Below are 17400 nucleotides of genomic sequence, written 5' to 3'. Positions count from 1 at the left end.
AGCCGGCCTGCGCAGCGGCCGCACGGCTACCCCTGATCGTCGTTGTCCTTGCCCCCAAGGGCTGAATCTTCGCGCTTTGCGGCCTCGTTGAGGAGCCGCAGGTATGGGTTGTCTGGCGGCGTCTCCCGGAACAGCGCCTCCGGGCTGGCGAGCAGATAGCCGTGCAGCCGGCGCGACTTGCGCGGCCCCGTGACTTCGCAGGTCCAGATGTTCAGCCCGCTCGGCTGCTTGCGGTGCTGTCCCAGCTTCTCGAAGCGCTTCTGTACCCACTGCCACCCCTCCAGCTTCTCCTGCTTGGCCAGCGCGGCGACTTGAAGGTACTCCTGCGCGTAGCGCTGGAACACGCCGGGGCTGACGAGATAGGTCGTACCGGCGACGGTATGCACCAGGGCCTTGGCGTCGTTGATGATGAGCTTGCGCGTCTGGATGCTCTGACGCAGCCAGGCCATGAAGTGCGCCCCGGAGGGCTCCGCGCGATCCTGGGAAGGCGCGAGGCTCATCTGCGGCGGGGGCACGGTCGAAGGGGCCGGCTCGGCCTCGGCGATCTCCGGCGCTGTGGATGGAGCAGTGTCGCCCAGCAGGTCGAGCAGCGCGGCCACGCCGATGTCCGTGGCTGCGGATGCGATCGGCGCCGTGCTCGCGGGTGCAGCTTCGGTGCCTTCCACGCGCGGCCCATCGGCCACCGCCGGCGCCAGCGGCGGCGGCTCCGCCTGTTCCTCTTCGACCTGCACACGGCCTGCGAACGGCGCCGGCCGGTCGACGGCATCCCAGATCATCGCCGGCGAGAGTTTCAGGAAGGTAAAGGCGTGCGACCAGCCGGCGTCGCTGGTGACGGCAGCCTTCCAGATCGCCTTGCCATCCGGCGTCGGTTGCACGATGCCGTGATCCTGCAGCACGTTGAACACCGCCGTGTTGCTCGCCGGGATGCCGTCGATGCCCTGCGACAGCAGATGTGCGCGCAGCTTGTCGGAGACGGTCTTGCTCACCAGCCACAGGGCGTCTTGGGTCAGCCAACCGTCCGCCGGGCCGGCCTGGTTCAACTTGAATTCTTCCTTGAGCAGGTAGCGCAAGCCGTCGAGCAATTTGCGTTGCAGCGCATGCTTGGGCGCCGCCAGCGCCTTGCTGGGATCGCCGCCGAGTTCTTGGGCGACCGATGCCTGGTCGGCCTGCACGACCAGCTCGCCGAGCGTGCCGGCGTGCTCGTACTGGCCGGCCAGCACGTACAGCAGCGCGGCCCAGAGGTCGGGATAGCCGCTGAGCCAGTCGAAGATGTCCCGATCGAGAAGGCGCGCGTAGAGCAGCCCGGTGGCGGCGCTATGCAGGCGGTACTCGCGCTCCTTTCGGTAACGGAAGCGGTAGGGCTTTCGCAGCGGGCCGTGCCAGGGATGCCAGACGCTGCCGTCGGCATGCTCGACGTGCAGATCGACCGCAATCTTGCCGATGTCGTGCAGCAGGGCCGCGTAGGCCGTGCCTGCGGTCCAGGCTTCGGCCTGGGCCGCCTGTGCCTCCGGCGTGACGCCCGCAGGCAGCAGGTATGACTGCCGCAATTTCAGCGCATAGGCGACGATCTCCAGGCCGTGGTCCAGCATGCCGCCCGGATAGGCGTGGTGGTGGTTCTCGGAGGCCGGGAACTGCTGGACCAGCTCGGCGTAGCGCTCCAGTGGGGCGAGGTAGAGCGTGGCGAACTGCCGGCGCGAGAGCGAGGTGCGCTGCCAGATGTGTTCCAGCAGTTTCTGCCGACGCGGCGTCGCCAGCAGCGATGCGGCCGACTCCGGCCGCATCAACCCTTTTGGAGTTTCGATGGCGGATGTGGGCGGTGTGCCGGCGGTGGGTGGCACCCGTTTGCGCTGGAACAGCGAGAGCATGGCGAACCCCGGATGACGGGCTGCTCGGGGCGCCTTTTGGCCTTTTCGGGTAGGGCCTTTCCCCTTGGCTCCGTTCCCTTGCCCCTTCCCAGCCCTTGCGGCCTTTTCGGAAGCCTTTGGGTATAGGGGCAGCGCGTGTCGCGTGCCGCAATCAATGCGGCATGGGGCAACCCCGGCAAGCCGGGAATACTTCTGCCTCCGCTTCAGATCTGGCCCAGGCCGGCATCGAGCGCAGCGGCTTGCGCGGCGAAGTCCTTGGGGCGCTTCTTGCGAAAGGTCTCCAGGTTGTTGAGCTTCCAGCGCAGTGCCGGCAGTTGCGCGGCGTGCTGGCATTGCACCAGCGACCAGTCCGGTTCTGCGCGTACCAGACCGCTCAGGAACCGCCTGTGCGCCTTCGTCAGCCGTTGCTGCAACTCGCGTCGCAACTGCGCGCGAGCGTCCAGCAGCGTATCCAAGGGGCAGTCCACTTCGGCCATACCGACAAAGGCCCGTTCGTACTCGCCGGCGATGTCCTTGTCGTTGCCGAACAGCACTTCGTGGGGCGGCCGGTTGTGGCCCGCCAGATAGATCACGAAGCACTCGACCATGCCGTCGCTGATGTCGCCCGATTCGTAGAGCTGCCACACGTCGAACAGGTCGCGGGGGTGCTGTCGATCCAGCGCGGCCACCAGCTTGCTGGCGTACAGCTCGTCCGGTGCCAGAACCGGCAGCTCGAACTCGACGCCGAACAGATCGCTGGTCTTGGCGCTCAGCGGCCGCCGCTCGACGGGCAGCACGCTGCCGCGGAACACGACGTTGACCTCGATCTTCACCTGGCTGGCGTCGTTCTCGACGATCAGCTTGGTGTCTCCCAGGTCCTTGGCGCGAACCAGGCGTGTCTGCACGCCCAGTGGCGCAACGCGCGTGGCGATGGCGGCCAGCTCCTGGTTGATGGCTTGCAGCGCTTCGTCGCGCGGCGTCTGCCACGGGAGGTACACCACGTCGATGTCCACTGAAAGGCGCGGCATGTCCCGCACGAAGAGGTTGATGGCCGTGCCGCCCTTCATGGCGAAGATGTCGTTGGCGAACACGTCGGGCGCGACGGCCAGCAGCAGGCGAACGGTGTCCGCGTAGGTCTTATCCATGAGGTCTCAGGCTCAGCAAGGTGCCGTCATCGAGCCGGCTCATCCAGCGCGTGTTGCTGCCGGTGCGAACCGGGTACTGCTCCAGCAGGGCATCGACATCCACGAGGCTGGTCTCGCGCGCCCAGGTCAGGAAAAGGCGCACGGCCTTCACGCTGGCGCAGCAGGACAGCAGTTGCCCGAGTAAGTCCTTGCGGGGGGAACGCAGTCCATCGAAGATGTTGCGGGCCTCTTCGAGGCTCTGCTTGACGCCGGCTTCGTACAGCAGCTCCAGCACGGCACGCTCGGGGGCTGCCACCCGCAGATCCTCGGGCAGGCCCGGCGGCGTGGTCAGGGTCTTGCCGGCCAGCGCCGTGTCCGGCCAGTCGAACAGGCGGGCGTGGACGTAGCGGGCCGGAAAGCGCGAAGTGAACCAGGCCGGCAACGCGAAGCGACCGTCGCCCCACAGCACCAGCGCCTCCCGGCTGCCCAGGTTGTGCCGCACGCCCTGCAGGGCCAGGGCACTCTTGCCGCCGACGTGCAGGCCGGGCACGCGCTGTTGCAGGAACTTCAGCGCACCGTAGACCCCGAACTCATCGTTCGGGAAGGCATAGACGCCATGGGCCAGGCGCACGAGCCACCCGCCGTCGGCATAGTGGGCGGCGAGCTGGGGCGATACCCCGAACTGGCTCAGGGTGGCAAGGTCGAACGGCGCCCCGCGGGGGAGTCCCGCCTGCAGCCGCTTGATTACCTGGTGCCTAGAATTTCCATCCATGCTATAAAAATAGCACGGAATCCAATCAATCCCTAGAACTATCGCAAGAACGTGCAGGGAAAGTAGCATAACGTTTGATTTCCATCGCAGAATCTAATCGACCTGCGACCCAGGCCGACCGGCTCTGCCAGCCGCAACCCGCCCTCCTGATCGCGGTCTATGCTGGAGGGCAGGCCCCGACCGGCCGCTCCATGAGGTGAGGTACCACTGAAGCCGAGGCACATGAGCATGACCACCAACACGCACAACGGGAGCTGGAGCCACCGGCTGGGCCGGGGGGCTGGCCGTGCCTGGCGTGGATACCTGCGCCGCGAGCAGCGTGTCGCCGGCTGGCTGGTGACGCGCGGGGTGCCAGCGGGCGCGGCGACGGCGGTGCTCTGGATCGTCAAGCTGGCCGTGCTTGGTGTGCTGCTCTACTCCGCGTTCTGGCTGGCGCTGCTGCTGGCCTTTGCAGTGATCGCTGCCTGGATGGTACGCAACGTCGATGCCGACGAAAGCAGTGATGATGACGAGCCTCAATGGCGAAACGGCCTGGACGGATACGGTCTCTACCGGGGCGAGGTACGCATCGACGGCGGCAGCGCGGACGACGAGTAGCTCGCCACTCTCGGCGCTACTTCGCCTTCGCTGCTTTGATTGCAAGGTCAGCGCCTTTGCCTCCCGCAGATTTGGCGCCATCGGTGGCTGCTGAGAGCATCTGCGAAATGCTGCCTACGCGGACACCAACCCACGCGAGCGCAGCTACCCAGAAACCCGGTAGCACGATGAACATCATCGCCATGACGAAGTTCAGCAACATGTCGCCAAAGGCGTTGTTCAAACCGATCAACGGATCGAAGTTCGTGTGCGGCCTGTCCGCGCCAAACCCCCAGCCGTAGAGCGCATCCAAGATCGTGCTGTCGATCCAGCGTGCGAGCTGGAACCAGAAGTCCACGAAGAACAGCGCGAACTGGACGCAGCTCACCGTCACCACCGTCTTCAGGTCGTAGGTGCCGATCAGCAGCACCAGCGGGATGCAGATGACGAGCGCCATCTTGAGCATGGTCAGCACCATCGGCAGCGCCTGGCGCACCACGTCCATCGCCGGAAAGAAGCCCAGCGAGCCGACGGTCAGCCCCAGGTCGCTCGCGCCGCGCGTGACGATGTTCGACAGCGTCTTGTCGATCTGGCCGCCGTAGTCGGTGTAGACGGCGCCCTGGTTCATCTTCTGCTGCCGCGGTGAGACGACGGCGCGGATCACCGAGTCATTGACCTCGCGCTGCGACAGGAAGCCCACCCAGCGCCCGATGCGGGTCAGCAGGTCCGGGTCGACCTGTGCCAGCAGCCGGCTGCGCAGCCCCTGGCCACCATCGGCCCACCACTGCCGGCAGGACGGATAGCCGCCGCCGCTGTCCACCTGTGCCAACCCCGCATCGCGGGTCGCGTCGTAGGGCCAGGCCGTGCGTGGGGTCTTGGCGCGATAGGTGTCATAGAAGCCGGGCGTGTCGAGGAAGTAACTCGACCCGATCCAGGTGACGTCGTTCATCTGCTCGTCGGAGAGCGTCGGCCGGTTCATGAACAGCTTGGCGCGCGACGGCCCGTAGCAGTCGTGCGTGAAGTCGGCGACCTCCTGTGCCAGCACCGGATCGTCGATGCGCGTGGCATCCACATCCATGCGAATCTGACGCAGGTCCGTGCCGCAGGGAATCGCCGCCACCGCGGAGCCCGTCACGGCTTTCGACAGCGCGTGCATGAAGAACCACCACACCGGCACCAGCGCGCTCTGGTCGTTGAGCGCCGTGTAGACGTTGGACCAGCCCGTGTCGTTGGGCAGCGGGACGTTGACCTGGCATTGCGCGGAGCGCGTGGTGTCGAACCTGATCGTGGCGAGATCCACCGGGATGAACGGGATGCCCGCGAACATGATGACCACGATCGCCACCCACACCCGGTTCTCGATGCGCATCGTCGACAGCACACCCTTGTTGCCCTCGTCCGCACCTTCGCTGCGGGCCTTGAGCCATTCCTGGATCACGATGGCCACGAACGGCAGCGCGAACACGCCGCTGGCCACGAGGATGCTCCAGATGCCGTTGTTGACCACCCAAGCCACCAGGGTCAGGTAATACTCCAAGTAGTCCGTGGTGTAGAGCGTCATGCCTGCCTCCCGGTCTCAGCCGTGCCGCAGCAGCTGGCTGGCTTCCAGCGCGACCACGGCGATGACGGCCGCGATCTCCGTGCGCAGCAGGCGCTGATGCGTCTCGCGGGACGGCTCCCGCCGCAACAGGCGCCGACGCATCCACCACCAGCCGTAAGCCGTCGCTCCGTAGAGGCACAGACGCCACACGAAGAAGTGGCCGGCGTGCGCCTGCAGCCAGTGCTGCCAGCCCTCGACGCCGCCGACCAGGTGGATGCCGGCGATGTTCACCGCCACCGCGGCAGCGACCACCAGCAAGGTCCACAGCAGCGCCACGCCGATGCGGCGGTTGAACAGCCATGGCAGCCGCAGCCAGGCCAGCCGGCTCATGGCGTACCGCTCCGCGGCTTCTGGATTTCCCGCAGACGGTCGCGCGTGGTGTCGCCCTCGAAGACGCCGCGCGAGCCGGCAGCGCGGGTGCTGTGGCGCTGGATGATCGCCATCGCCGAGTTGCCGGCCAGCGTGCGCCGCAGTTCCAGCTCGGTCTTGAGGTTGTTGATCTCCTGCTCCAGCGCGCTGTTCTCCTGGTCGACCGCCTGCACGGCCAGCTCGTTGGCAGCGACGTTCGGCTCCTTCTTGCCGGTCAGCAACGTGCGTTGCAGCAGCAGGGCCTTCTCCAGCACGCTGGACAGCGCAGCCTCGGACGCGAGGCGCCGGCCCAGCACGTCCTGGTCGGGTTCGTCACGCAGGGCCTCGATCACGCCGCGGGTGATCGGCAGCGAGCTGCTGCCGGCTGCGTCGAGATTGGCCAACGTCGTCGGCCGGGCGCCCGTCACCAGTTCCTGCAGCGCCTGCAGCTTGGTCTCGTACTCCTCCTGGATCATTGGCGTGAGCCCGACGCCAGGCGTGGTCTGGGTCTTCGTGCAGTTTTCGCAGGTGCGTTGCTCGCGTTCGCCCAACACGCGGGTCGCCCAGTCGGCGGCCGCCTGGGGCGAGGACCAGGTTTGGCAGGTCAGGCGGTTGCCGCAGGCGCTGCGCGCGATCGACGAGGTATCGGTGGCGTTGCGCCCGTTGAGCAGGTTGTAGCCCGCGCGCGTCACGTCGCCGACCACCTTGATCGAACTCTGGCCGGAGCCGCCCGCGTTGCCGCCGCCGACCCAGGGCACGCCGTTGTTCCCTTTGTTGGACTCGGCCTGCTCGATGGCGGAGACGGCATCGGTGCTGCTGACCGCATCCCGCAGCGCCATCCCCTCGGCGAGCTGGTCCCAGCCGGCTTGGCCGCCGGCCATGTCCGCCATCCGATTGGCGATGGCCCGGCAGGTCATCTTCGAGCGGTCGAAGTCCAGGCGCGCCTGGAGGATGCCGTTGGTCAGCAGGTTGTAGAGACCCGGGTCGGCGCGCTGGATGATCAGGGCCGGCAGCGAGGCCACGGCGCTGGTGGCATTCTGGATCACGTTGCTCATGATCGTCTGGAAGCCGTTGGTGATGCCGTTGAGCTGGTTCTGCAGCGTCGTGGTGATGCTCATGTCGCCGCAGATCAGGTTGCTGTTCCAGCCGACGCCGACGCCGATGCTCTGCATGTTGCCGGCACCACCCATCGACACGGCCCGGCCGCCGCCGATGCTGTAGAGCACGTCGTCGCCGATCACGCTGCCGCTGACGTTCACGCCATTGGGGTCGATGCGGGTCTGCGCCCAGGCGACGCCGACGACCAGCGTGATGGCCGCCACGAGCAGCGTGGCCCGCAGGGGCGACTTCGCGCGGCGCAGAAAGTCAGGGAGGGAGGCGTTCATCGTGGGTTCCTCACATGAAATCGACGCTGCCGAGGAAGACCTGGCCACGGCGCCGGCAGCAGGAGTACGGCCGCCACAAGGCCCAGGCGTAGTCGCCCTGCTGGGCCTGCACGCGGGTGCGGCTGTGCGGGAAGACCACGCAACTGTTCGAGAGCGTGGGCGTCAGCTCATGCCACTTGCCCGTCGAGGCGTCGGTCTCCATCAGCGCGCCGGCCGGCCAGTAGCCGTCGCGGGCGTTGGCCAGCAGAGGCTGGTACACGTGAATCTGGTTGCGGCGCGTCACGATGTCGCCCGCGCGCTGCGCGACCACGGCGCCGCTCTTGTGGTCGTCGGTCTGGTGCAGGAAGCCACCGCGGGGATACACGTTGCCCCAGAGGTTCAGGCCGGTGCGCGTACCGATTTCGCGCCGGCCGGGGATGAGCGCTTCGGGGTAGAACGCTTCCGGGATGTTGTAGCGCCAGGCGATCGTGTCGAGCGTGCTCAGCAGATACGGCATGAAGGCCGTGCCAGCGCCTTCGCACGAGTGGCCTGAGGCGCTGGCGAACTGGCTGAACACCATCCCGGCCGGATGGCCGATGACATCGGTGTTCTTGAACTTAGCGAGGTTGTTCTCGTTGTCATGATTGGTCGTGCCGTCACCCCCAGCCTTGGCGCTCGGGTTGGGCATGCTCATCGCCCTGACTTCCAGCCACGGGTTTTCGCCGGTGTTCGAGTAGCTCGACACCACCGCATCGGGGACGTAGTGGCGCACCTTGACGGAGGTGCGAACCGAGCAGCCGAAGGGCGTGCAGTACAGCCAGTAGCAGATTCCGACCACGCGGTATTCGAGGCAGTCGGGGGACAGTGCCGACGAAACGATGGTGGCGGTGTCCAGGGCGAACGTCGACGTAGCCGCGCCCAGCAGCAGCGAGGCGGCGGTGGCGCGCAGGCGCCGGCGTGCCGGCGGGAGGCTCATGGCTGCGTGCTCCGGTAGGCGTTGATGCGCGCGACAGCGCGTGCCACGTCGGGCTCGCCGTAGACCACGTAGCGTCGATCGACCACCACGGCGGGAATCTTGGCGATGCCCAGTCCCCAGGCATCCGCAACACCTTGGTAGGCGTGGCCGATGCGGCGTTGAAGGGCCTCGCCGCCGTCATGCAACCGCTGCCGCACCACGGCTGCGGCCTGTTGCGGGTCGGCCGGCAGGTGCGCGGCGAGTTCGACCTCGATGCGCGTGGCCTGGTCCAGCTCGATGATCCGCACGCCGGCCGGGGCCTGCACCGGATGACGGCCGCCGGTGACGACGAGCACATCGGCGGCCGCCGCGATGGGACCGAGCAACGCGGCGCACAGTCCAGCGGCCAGCCGGACGGCCAGGGGGCGCCGCGAGGCGGTAGGAAGGTTGAGGGAATGAGCCGGCATGTCGCGCCTCCGCGGAGTCGATGCAGACTCGTAGTCGAGCGCAACGCAGATCAGGGGACGACAAAGAAACCGAAACCGGTCAGTCCCGATTTCTCTGCGGGTCGGCGAAAGGAAACGGGAGCCAAGGGCTCCCGTGGTGATGAAATGAATGCGCCTGGGGTGCTGCTACAACAAGCCGGCTTCGGCGAACGAGTACGGGCTGCCCTTGCCGACGATGAAGTGATCCAGCACCCGGACATCGACGGTGGCCAGGGCGCTCTTCAGCCGCTCGGTGATCGCACGATCAGCGGCCGAGGGCTCGGTGTTCCCAGAGGGGTGCTGATGCGCCAGGATCAGCGCCGAAGCGTTGAGCGCCAGCGCACGCTGGACCACCACCCTCGGATACACAGAAGTCTGGTCGACCGTGCCCTTGAACAGCGGCTCGAAGGCGAGCACCTGGTGCTGGTTGTCGAGAAACACGACGGCGAAGATTTCGTTCGGCTCCGCGACCAGTTTCAGGCGCAGGTAGTCGCGCACGGCGGCGGGACTGCCCAGCGCCGGACCGGCCTTGAACACGCGGTTCTCCAGCAGGGTGATGGCCTGCTGGATGATCCAGTCTTCGTGCTGGGCGGCGATCAGGGTGAGCGACTCCGGGCGGGAGTCGGCGATGACAAGAGACATGGCGAACCTCCAATGGATGAGATCGGAGGGCGCCTGCCCCAGGAGGGCAAACCCTCCTGGGGACGATGGGGATGGAACAGGTGACGAGCGGGCATCCACCACCGCGGATGCGGTGGCCGTTCGCGTCAAGGGATGCGATGCGAACGGGTTTCGATCAACGCGGACGAGCCGCGCCGCAGCCTTGAAGATCGATGGCTACCTGGGCATGTCACCGGCAACGCCGGCGGGCATGTCTGGGGAATGGGCAGGTTCGGCTGCGGTCGTGCTGCCGGCAGCGAGCAGGTCGATGGCCGACAGCAAGGCATCGCCTTCGACGGGGCCGTGCAGCAGGAGGGTCTTGCCGGACTCGCGGTCGCGCAGTTGCAGGGCCGGCGTGGCCGCGATGCCCTGCTGTGCTGCTTCCACCGCCTGGGCGCGGATGACGGCATCGGGGCGATCGCTGTCGAGACAACCCTGCATGGCTGGCGTGAGGTCGGGATAGCGCAGGCCCTCCGGCAGGCCGTGGCCGTCGCCGCGGGTGTTCGAGTAGAGCCACGCCACGGCCTGCCAGAACGTGGCATGTCCGCCCGTCTCGCCCGCGCACTCGACCAGGCGTGCCCCGGCAGTCGCGGCCGGCTCGTGCATGGACAGCGGCAGGTGGTGCCACTGCCAGTTCACCTCGGGATGGGCGTCGATCCAGCGCTTGAGCGCGGGGAAGTAGGCCCGGCAGTACGGACACTCCAGGTCGGCGTACCCGACCACCGTGAAGCGCGCATCGGCACGGCCATACAGCCAGGGCGGGCCGGCCGGTTTCGGCGCTTCGGACCCGGCGGCGGCCAGGGACATGGGCTCGGTCGCCGGATGCGGCGCGCGCAGCAGCATCCACGAGGCAACCCCAATCGTCACCACGATCAGCAGACCGATCCAGGGATGACGGCGGGCGAATGAAGGCATGCGCATCGTGTTGCTCCCGTCAGGCCAGCGTGTCCAGCGTCAGAGGTTCGATGCCCCGCGCGCGGTCGATCTTCTCGGCCACGCGGAAGGCGGCATCCAGTTCGCTGATGCCGTGCTGCTGCATCAACTGGAAGCGTTCGGCCTTCTCCTCGGGCTCGGTCATCGCCATCGCCAGGTAGAGGCTGGGCGGCACGGCGCGGAACAGCACCTCCATCGACTTGGACAGGATGACGCCCTCGCTGAACTTGCCGGCCTCCTTGCGCGCCGAGAGCATCAGCGCCTTCTGCGAAGCGTTGAGTTCGCGGAAGCGCGCGATCTTCTCCACTTCATCGGGTGGCATCGACAGGCAGATCCACCACTCGATCATGTTGAGCATGGGCTCGGCCGCCTTCGGCAAGTCGTCGAGGTTCTGCGTGGCGAGCCAGAACCAGGCGCCGAGCTTGCGCCACATCTTGGTGATCTTGACCACGTAGGGCGCGAGCAGCGGGTTCTTCGTGATGATGTGGCCTTCGTCCGTCACGTTGATGATCGGACGGCCCAGGAACTGGTCGCGCTCGGCGATGTTGTTGACGGTGTTGATGAGCGAGATGTAGGCAATCGAGAGTTGGGCGTTGTAGCCCTCGCGCGCGAAGGTGGCCAGGTCCACGATGGTGATGTCCGCCTCGGGCCACGGCGTGCCGGACCGGTCGAACATCTCGCCGTCCACGTCCTGGCAGAACATATCCATGGCGTCGGCCATCTCCAGCAGCCGTGCGCGCCGCATCTCCGGCAGCGTGGCGTCGCGGGCGCGCTCGCGCAGCGCGTCGCGCACATCGCGCGTGAGCACCGTGCGTCTGTCCGCCACGCAATGCTGGGCCGCATCGAGAATGCACTGGCGGATCAGGCTGCGGTCGGCGCGCGTCATGCGCGCTTCTTCCTTGTCCTCGCCGCCGGTAATCATCAGCCGTGCAGTGATCTCCAGCTCGCCGAGCACGTCGCGCTGCTCGTCGCCTTCCACGGCCATGCCGGCATCGGTCTGGTCTTCGTCGAGCGCATCGGCGTCCAGCGTCTGTACCTGGCTCGGCGTATCGACCAGGCGCCAGGCGTCGGCGAACGGAGCCAGACTGACGCCCGCGCCCGGCGCGAGCTTCACCCGATGCACGGTGAGGCCCAGCCGTGCCGCGAAGTCGCCGAACAGGCCGAAGCTGTTGCCCGCCTCGACGATGAACAGGCGCGGCCGGTAGATCGCCGTCACCTGGTTCAGGATGTTGTTGAGCGTCGCGCTCTTGCCCGAACCCGTGGGGCCGAACAGGAATAGATGCGCGTTCATCTGCCGGTCGAGGCGGTTCAACGGATCGAAGGTGATCGGGCCGCCGCCGCGGTTGAAGAACGTGATGCCCGGATGCCCCGTGCCCTGACTGCGGCCCCAGACCGGCGCCAGGTTCGCCGCATGTTGCGCGAACATGAGCTGGGTGTACCACTGGCGCTTGTCGGCCGCCGGATCGAACACGCACGGCAGCCAGCGTAGATAGCTGTTCAGCGGCGCCACCTCGTCCTCTTCGCGTACCGGTTGCAGGCCGGCGTTGAGCATCACGTTGACGAGCTGCAGGCCGCGCGCATCGAGCTGGGCCAGGTCGCGGCCGCGCAGGTAGAACGCCAGCGCGCCACGGTAGAGCTTGTGCGCGCTGCCGATCAGCCCGCGCGCCTGCTGCACGTCCTGCCGGGTCTGCTCCGAGGCCAGGGTCTCGCCGACGGCCTTCCTGGCGAGGTGGTTGAGGTGCGCCTCCAGCACGTCCTGGGGTGTGGCGACCAGCGTCAGGCACATCACCGTGTCCTCGGGCATCTGGTCGAACAGCGCGTTCATGGCATCGCCGCCTTTGCGCGTCTCGCCCGTCAGATGGCCCGTCACGGGCGGCGTGCGCAGGCGATCCATCACGATCACCCGATGCGGCATGCCGTCGAAGAACCACAGGCCGTTGGGCACGTCCGAGCGGGGCTGGCCGAAGAACAGGCGCTGCGCGAAATCGGTGCCGCTGGCGAGTTCGATCTCGCCCTCCTCCCGCTCTTCCGGGTAGCGGCTCAGCGCATAGAAGCGTTCCCGATCTTCGGCAGTGGCGCCGAGCAAGGTCGGATTCGGGTTGAACCAACGCAGGAGCCAGGCATGGATGTCCGCCGCGCCGAGACGCCGGGCTTTCACGCCGGCATTGGCCAGCCCGCCGGCGAGGCGGTCGCAGATCGTGGTCAGCGCCTGCTCGGGCGACTGGCCGCGCCGCGAGGTCTGGGCCGCGGACGTGCGGCGGTAGACCACCATGCGCACGCGCCGGACTTGGCCGCGCCACGGCAGGCGCGTCACCGTGGTGTCCTCGAACAGGCCACCCGGCTTGGCGATGGCCCGCAGGTGATGGGCGAAGAAGCGCAGGTAGAAGTCGCTGAACGCGCTGCCCTGTGCACGCGGCTGCAGATAGTTCGCCAGGGAGCGCCGATAGTTGTCCCAGTCGGCCTCGTCCTGGGCGTAGAGCTGCACCACCCAGGGGTTGTCGTCCAACTCGTCGAAGGAATCCTGCAGGGCGTTCTCCAGCGCATCGCGCGCCTGCCACAGCCAGGCCATCTCGCGGCCCTCGGTGCCGACCGGCGCCAGCTCGAAGAAGGCCGCCACCGACTGGCCGTCTTCCAGCAACATGCACTTGGTGTCGGGCAGGTACTCGACCCAGGGCAGCAAGTCCGCGAACGACGGCGCGACGCCATAGAGCGCATCGTGGTCGGCCTGGGTGGCCGGTCTGCGCCGGCCCCGGCCGAGCGCGCTGCCCGGCTCGGCGACACCCTGTACCGCCAGCGCCGTTACGTGCCGTGCCCAGGCATCATCGGCCGCATCTACGGCGTCAGCAGGCGATGCGTCGGGCTTGCGTGACCACGGCAGCGACCAGGCCATCAGTAGTCCTCCACGCGCTCGCCCGGCATCGCGTACTGCACGCGCTGGTAGAGCGGGAACACCGTGCTGTAGCCGGGTACCGGCACCGGGTCGGTGCCCGCCAGGTGCGGGAACACGTACATCACCAGGTCGGGGTTCGGCAGGCGGTGGAACTGGCGGTGAATCTCGTTCTGCGCGGTACGGGTGTAGCGCGCCTGCACGCCGGGCGCCGCCTGCACATCGGCATCGGCCAGCGGCCGGCGCAGGCCCTGGCGCGCGTCGAGCAGTTGCCGCGCAGCTTGGCCCCCGCCCGCGCTGCCGCCGGTCTCCTGATGCCAGATGTCGAGCATGGTGCTGTCGCCGTGCGGCAGCAGCTTCTCCTTGCTGGTGGCGCAGCCGCCGAGCAGGGTGGCCGCCAGCAGCACGGCGGCCGCGTCAATCCAGATCCGAGGCATGGGCTTCTCCGGTGCGGTGGTGGACCCGACGCCCCTTGGCGTCGTAGTCGATGTCGAGCGGCTGCTCCAGATGCACGGCCACCCTGGCGCCCGGCTGCACGTAGACCGCCGCGAAGGCCTGGCCGTAGAGCTTGTTGACCCAATCGGCCATGTCGCGCACGCCGCCCGCGAGGATGCGGCCCATCGCTTCGTTGCCGCTGATGCCGACGGTGCCCAGCGAGCCGTTGCTGTTGGCGACCACGGCCACGCTGCCGTTGTCGGACTTGATGAGCGAAGCGGCGCCCGCGCCGGCCGCGGTGATGAGCGCCTGGCTGCCCAGGTACTGCTGGGCGTTGCTGCGCCGCTCGCCGCTGACGCAGGGAATGCCGTAGGGGTCGCTGATCCAGCCCAGACCGCCCTGGATGCTGGCGCCGTTGTGACCGGAGTTGCCGCCGCTGCTGCCGCCCTTGCTGCTGTCCTCCGGCACCGTGCGGATGGTGCCGTCCTGGAACACGAACGTGACCGAGCGGATTTGCCCGCGCACGCACGAGAGCGTCCAGTCGCCCGAGGCCGTGCCGCTGACCACGGCGCCGGCCACGTCGGGGATGTCGATGCCGTTGGCCGTGAGGTTGTCCGGGCCGATCAGCACCTTGAATGGATAGGGATCGTTGACGGTTCCATCGATCGGCACGCGCCCGATCAGCGCCGTCATGGCAATCGACCCCATGAGCGTCGAGTTCGACGGCACGGTGTAGACAGCCTTCGTGGATGCGCCCACCGCGCGGCTGCCGACGTCGGCGACGGATTCCGCTGCGGCCGACAGGCTTTTCTGGGCCGGCCCGAAGCTCAGGGGAAAGCTCGGCTCCTTGCTGCTGTTCTTGGCGTCGACCTTGGCATCGTCGGGCTCGACCCACTGCGTGCTAGCGACGCCGCGGTTGAAGCGCTGGCCGTCACCCTCTTCGAGCCCCAGCCCGACGGGCAGATCGGACGGGCCACCCTTGCCGGAAAGGCCGTCCAGTTGCCGCTGCAGATCCTGCAGCAGCCCCTGGGTCTGCTGCCTGTCGCTGGCCACCTGATTGCGCTCCTGCTCCAGGCGGTTGCGTTCGCCTTCCAGCGCGCTCTGAATGCGCTGGTCGATCGCGCTTTCCCGCGCACGCAGGCGCTCGTTCTCGGCCTTGTGTTGCTTGTTGTCGCCGAGCGCGCTCTGCAGCTCGGTGCGCAACTGCTTCACCTGGGCCACCAGCGTGGCGACGGTATCGCGCGGCGTGTCGCCAGCGATGCCCAGGGCTTTCATCTCCTCGGGCGTGAGCGTACTGGCCGCGCCCTTGGGAGCGGGCTGGCCGCCGGGGGAGCCGGAGAACAGCTTGATGCCGACGAACACCAGCAGCAGCGCCATCGGGATCAGCAGCCACTTGAGCAGCGGATTACTTTTCATCGCGCGCTCCTTCGGTCGAGCCGGCCGCGGCTGCCGGCGGCAGGTTCACGGTGGCGTCGATCGGGCTCAGCGCCGGCAGCAGCGACTCGGCCAGACCGTGGCCGCGCGTGACCAGGTAGAGCACCGTGGTGTCGGACGGGGTGCCGGCCGGCCCCAGGTTCGGATGCTGGAAGGTCGCCGCCACGAAGTTCCCCTGCAAAGCGCGCGGGTCGAGGTCGAGCCAGCGCGCGGCGGTGTTGGTGAGTCGCACGGCCGTCACCCACTGGTCTTCCAGGCGCCACGCGGCCAGTGCCCGCGCGTGCACCGGCAACGTCGGCAGCAAGGTGTCCAGCGCAAGGCCGCGGCGCAGGTTCACGCGCCCGATGCCGGCGACCGGCTCGACGGTGCGCAGTGGCGCGTACAGGTTCTGTGCGGCATGGCGCGTCAGCACGACCGGTACCGGCGTTTCGCGCCGGGGAAGGGGTTTGTCCGCGGGCGCATCGGCCTGCTCGTCCGCGCCGCTTGCTGCACCGCCGCCGTAGCGCTTCGCGGGGGCTTCCGCTTCCACGATGCGCACCGGCTCCAGCGGCGCCTGGCCGTCCTTCGCCGGCTCGGCGGCGATGTCGAGCAGGATCAGCGCGCCGGATTCCACGTCCTGCAGTTGCAGCCGCGTGGGCGGAATCGGCTCGCTCGCCCGCAGGTAGATCGCGCCGCCCGCACTCTGCACGCGCAGGTGGTCGCCGACGCTGGCCGGCACGCCGACGCGCACATTGCGGTCGATGAAGACCACGCGCTCCTGGCCGACCACCAGCGGCACCGGCAGGGGCAGGCGCTCCCAACGCAGGATTTCCACGGCCTGGCTGGCCGGCACGAAACCGAGGGTCAGCAGGACGCCGGCCAGGGCCGACAAGGCAACGGACTTCATGGGGAGTCTCCCTGCAGATGGCCGGAGGTGTTGGCGGGCGCGCCGGCCTGGGTCGGCGTCGGCGGCGGTTCGATGCGCTGGGGTGCGCTGGCGTAGCAGTCCAGCGCCAGGCCGAAGGGGTTGCGCTCGGGGTCGATGTCCAGCCGGACGACCTTGATGGGGTAGCGCACCAGGGCGCGCTTGACCTGCTCGGAGCCGTAGTATTCGTCCGCGCTCACGTCGAGCGTGACGATCCAATCGCGGTCGGAGAGCACCTTGACGCGCGTGGCCGGATCATCGCCGTAGCCGCGACCGGGAATCTCGTAGATGCCGCGCACGCGCTGACGCAGCTCGCCACTGGCGCGCCGGTACTCGTAGTCCTGTTGCAGGAAGGCCCGGCAGCTCGGCGTCAGGTAGGCCGACAGCGCGCGCAGGTTGCGCGGATAGTCTTCTTCGCCGTTCGTGGGCCAGCGCTGTACCTGCTGCCAGATGTAGAACGAGAAGGCATACACGCTCTCGGGCGGCACGTCCCACCACTTGCGCGTGCTGCCCGAGCGCAGATCCGGCGGCACATGGATGGTGAGACTCTTCGGCGCACTCCACCAACCGAAGCCGAGCAGCAGCGCCACCACGAACAGCGCGCCGGCCCCCAGACGCAACGTCTTCACGTGCGCCTGCAGGTGCGCAACCTCGTTCTTGAAACGGCTCATGGCGCCCCTCGATTGGTGTTGCGCCGGGTAGTCCAGTAGCCCGAGCGGGTGATGAGGCGCTGCCCGCCCAGGAGCGCCGCCAGCGCCGGATGCCGCAGGGCCAACCGCCATTGGAGCTGCCGGTACAGCCAGGTGTCGGGCCGGCCGCGCTTCTGCGCGCGCAGGAAGCCTCCGCCGACAAAGACGCCCAGCGCGATGCCGGCGACGATCAGCGTGGGCACCATGGCGATGCTGTGCGTGAGCCAGGCCAAGGGCAGGCCGAGCGCGAACCCGGCTGCGGCCGACAGGCCGGCGCAGATCCACAACTCGTCGGCGGTCAGCCCGCGCACGACCACCGGCTGGCGATTCAGTCGGTGCGGCAGGAAGGTCACCAGCGTGTCGTGCGGGCTCTCCGAAGGGACAGTCATC

The 17400-nt window shown here is 68.1% G+C and carries 17 protein-coding genes; 1 reads left to right on the top strand and 16 read right to left on the bottom strand.

What is annotated here, in order from left to right; all coding sequences use genetic code 11:
* Window positions 1–26 precede the first annotated feature (26 nt).
* From mobH to MPE_RS12115, 3 genes are all read right to left on the bottom strand, one after another.
* Entirely contained in the window at window positions 27–1865 is a 1839-nt protein-coding gene (mobH, locus tag MPE_RS12125) for a MobH family relaxase (protein ID WP_011829994.1), read from the bottom strand.
* Between the two features lie 203 nt (window positions 1866–2068).
* Window positions 2069–2989 (bottom strand): nucleotidyl transferase AbiEii/AbiGii toxin family protein, encoded by a 921-nt coding sequence (locus tag MPE_RS12120; protein ID WP_011829993.1) that lies wholly within the window; start codon window positions 2987–2989, stop codon window positions 2069–2071.
* Window positions 2982–3740, bottom strand: coding sequence for a type IV toxin-antitoxin system AbiEi family antitoxin domain-containing protein (locus tag MPE_RS12115; RefSeq protein ID WP_041929668.1), 759 nt, complete (start codon window positions 3738–3740; stop codon window positions 2982–2984). The genes MPE_RS12120 and MPE_RS12115 overlap by 8 nt, the downstream gene beginning before the upstream one ends.
* A 228-nt stretch (window positions 3741–3968) precedes the next feature.
* On the opposite strand from MPE_RS12115, the gene MPE_RS12110 reads away from it, so the two are divergent.
* Window positions 3969–4337, top strand: coding sequence for a DUF3742 family protein (locus MPE_RS12110; RefSeq protein WP_011829991.1), 369 nt, complete (start codon window positions 3969–3971; stop codon window positions 4335–4337).
* 16 nt (window positions 4338–4353) lie between these two features.
* Here MPE_RS12110 and MPE_RS12105 read toward each other — a convergent pair whose 3' ends face one another.
* The 13 genes from MPE_RS12105 to MPE_RS12045 all read right to left on the bottom strand — a co-directional run bounded on the left by MPE_RS12105 (window position 4354) and on the right by MPE_RS12045 (window position 17399).
* On the bottom strand, window positions 4354–5877 hold the full coding sequence (locus MPE_RS12105; protein ID WP_011829990.1) for a conjugal transfer protein TraG N-terminal domain-containing protein: 1524 nt from the start codon (window positions 5875–5877) through the stop codon (window positions 4354–4356).
* Between the two features lie 15 nt (window positions 5878–5892).
* Window positions 5893–6246, bottom strand: coding sequence for a hypothetical protein (locus tag MPE_RS12100; protein ID WP_011829989.1), 354 nt, complete (start codon window positions 6244–6246; stop codon window positions 5893–5895).
* Window positions 6243–7649: an integrating conjugative element protein gene (locus tag MPE_RS12095; protein WP_011829988.1), complete on the bottom strand. Its 1407-nt coding sequence runs from the start codon at window positions 7647–7649 to the stop codon at window positions 6243–6245. The genes MPE_RS12100 and MPE_RS12095 overlap by 4 nt, the downstream gene beginning before the upstream one ends.
* A 10-nt stretch (window positions 7650–7659) precedes the next feature.
* Complete coding sequence (locus MPE_RS12090) at window positions 7660–8604, bottom strand: TIGR03756 family integrating conjugative element protein (RefSeq protein WP_011829987.1); 945 nt, start codon at window positions 8602–8604, stop codon at window positions 7660–7662.
* Window positions 8601–9050, bottom strand: a complete 450-nt coding sequence (locus tag MPE_RS12085) for a TIGR03757 family integrating conjugative element protein (protein WP_011829986.1) — start codon at window positions 9048–9050, stop codon at window positions 8601–8603. Before MPE_RS12085 ends, MPE_RS12090 begins: the two co-directional genes overlap by 4 nt.
* Before the next feature lie 165 nt (window positions 9051–9215).
* Window positions 9216–9710, bottom strand: coding sequence for a RadC family protein (radC, locus tag MPE_RS12080; protein ID WP_011829985.1), 495 nt, complete (start codon window positions 9708–9710; stop codon window positions 9216–9218).
* 195 nt (window positions 9711–9905) lie between these two features.
* Window positions 9906–10649 (bottom strand): DsbA family protein, encoded by a 744-nt coding sequence (locus MPE_RS12075; protein WP_011829984.1) that lies wholly within the window; start codon window positions 10647–10649, stop codon window positions 9906–9908.
* Window positions 10650–10662: 13 nt separating this feature from the next.
* On the bottom strand, window positions 10663–13551 hold the full coding sequence (locus MPE_RS12070) for a conjugative transfer ATPase (protein WP_011829983.1): 2889 nt from the start codon (window positions 13549–13551) through the stop codon (window positions 10663–10665).
* Window positions 13551–13985: a TIGR03751 family conjugal transfer lipoprotein gene (locus MPE_RS12065; RefSeq protein ID WP_011829982.1), complete on the bottom strand. Its 435-nt coding sequence runs from the start codon at window positions 13983–13985 to the stop codon at window positions 13551–13553. The genes MPE_RS12070 and MPE_RS12065 overlap by 1 nt, the downstream gene beginning before the upstream one ends.
* The gene (locus MPE_RS12060) at window positions 13966–15399 is read right to left on the bottom strand and encodes a TIGR03752 family integrating conjugative element protein (RefSeq protein ID WP_011829981.1); all 1434 of its coding nucleotides are present in this window, start codon (window positions 15397–15399) and stop codon (window positions 13966–13968) included. The genes MPE_RS12065 and MPE_RS12060 overlap by 20 nt, the downstream gene beginning before the upstream one ends.
* Entirely contained in the window at window positions 15389–16303 is a 915-nt protein-coding gene (locus MPE_RS12055; RefSeq protein WP_011829980.1) for a TIGR03749 family integrating conjugative element protein, read from the bottom strand. Before MPE_RS12055 ends, MPE_RS12060 begins: the two co-directional genes overlap by 11 nt.
* Window positions 16300–16992 carry a PFL_4703 family integrating conjugative element protein gene (locus tag MPE_RS12050; RefSeq protein ID WP_011829979.1) on the bottom strand — a complete coding sequence of 231 codons (693 nt, stop codon included), beginning with the start codon at window positions 16990–16992 and terminating at the stop codon, window positions 16300–16302. The genes MPE_RS12055 and MPE_RS12050 overlap by 4 nt, the downstream gene beginning before the upstream one ends.
* Entirely contained in the window at window positions 16989–17399 is a 411-nt protein-coding gene (locus tag MPE_RS12045; protein WP_011829978.1) for a TIGR03750 family conjugal transfer protein, read from the bottom strand. The genes MPE_RS12050 and MPE_RS12045 overlap by 4 nt, the downstream gene beginning before the upstream one ends.
* Window position 17400: the final 1 nt, after the last annotated feature.

This window comes from Methylibium petroleiphilum PM1 (assembly GCF_000015725.1).
Classification (GTDB): Bacteria; Pseudomonadota; Gammaproteobacteria; order Burkholderiales; family Burkholderiaceae_C; genus Methylibium; species Methylibium petroleiphilum.
The sequence above is the reverse complement of the archived record's forward strand: the minus strand, read 5'-3'. Positions and strand labels throughout refer to the sequence as shown.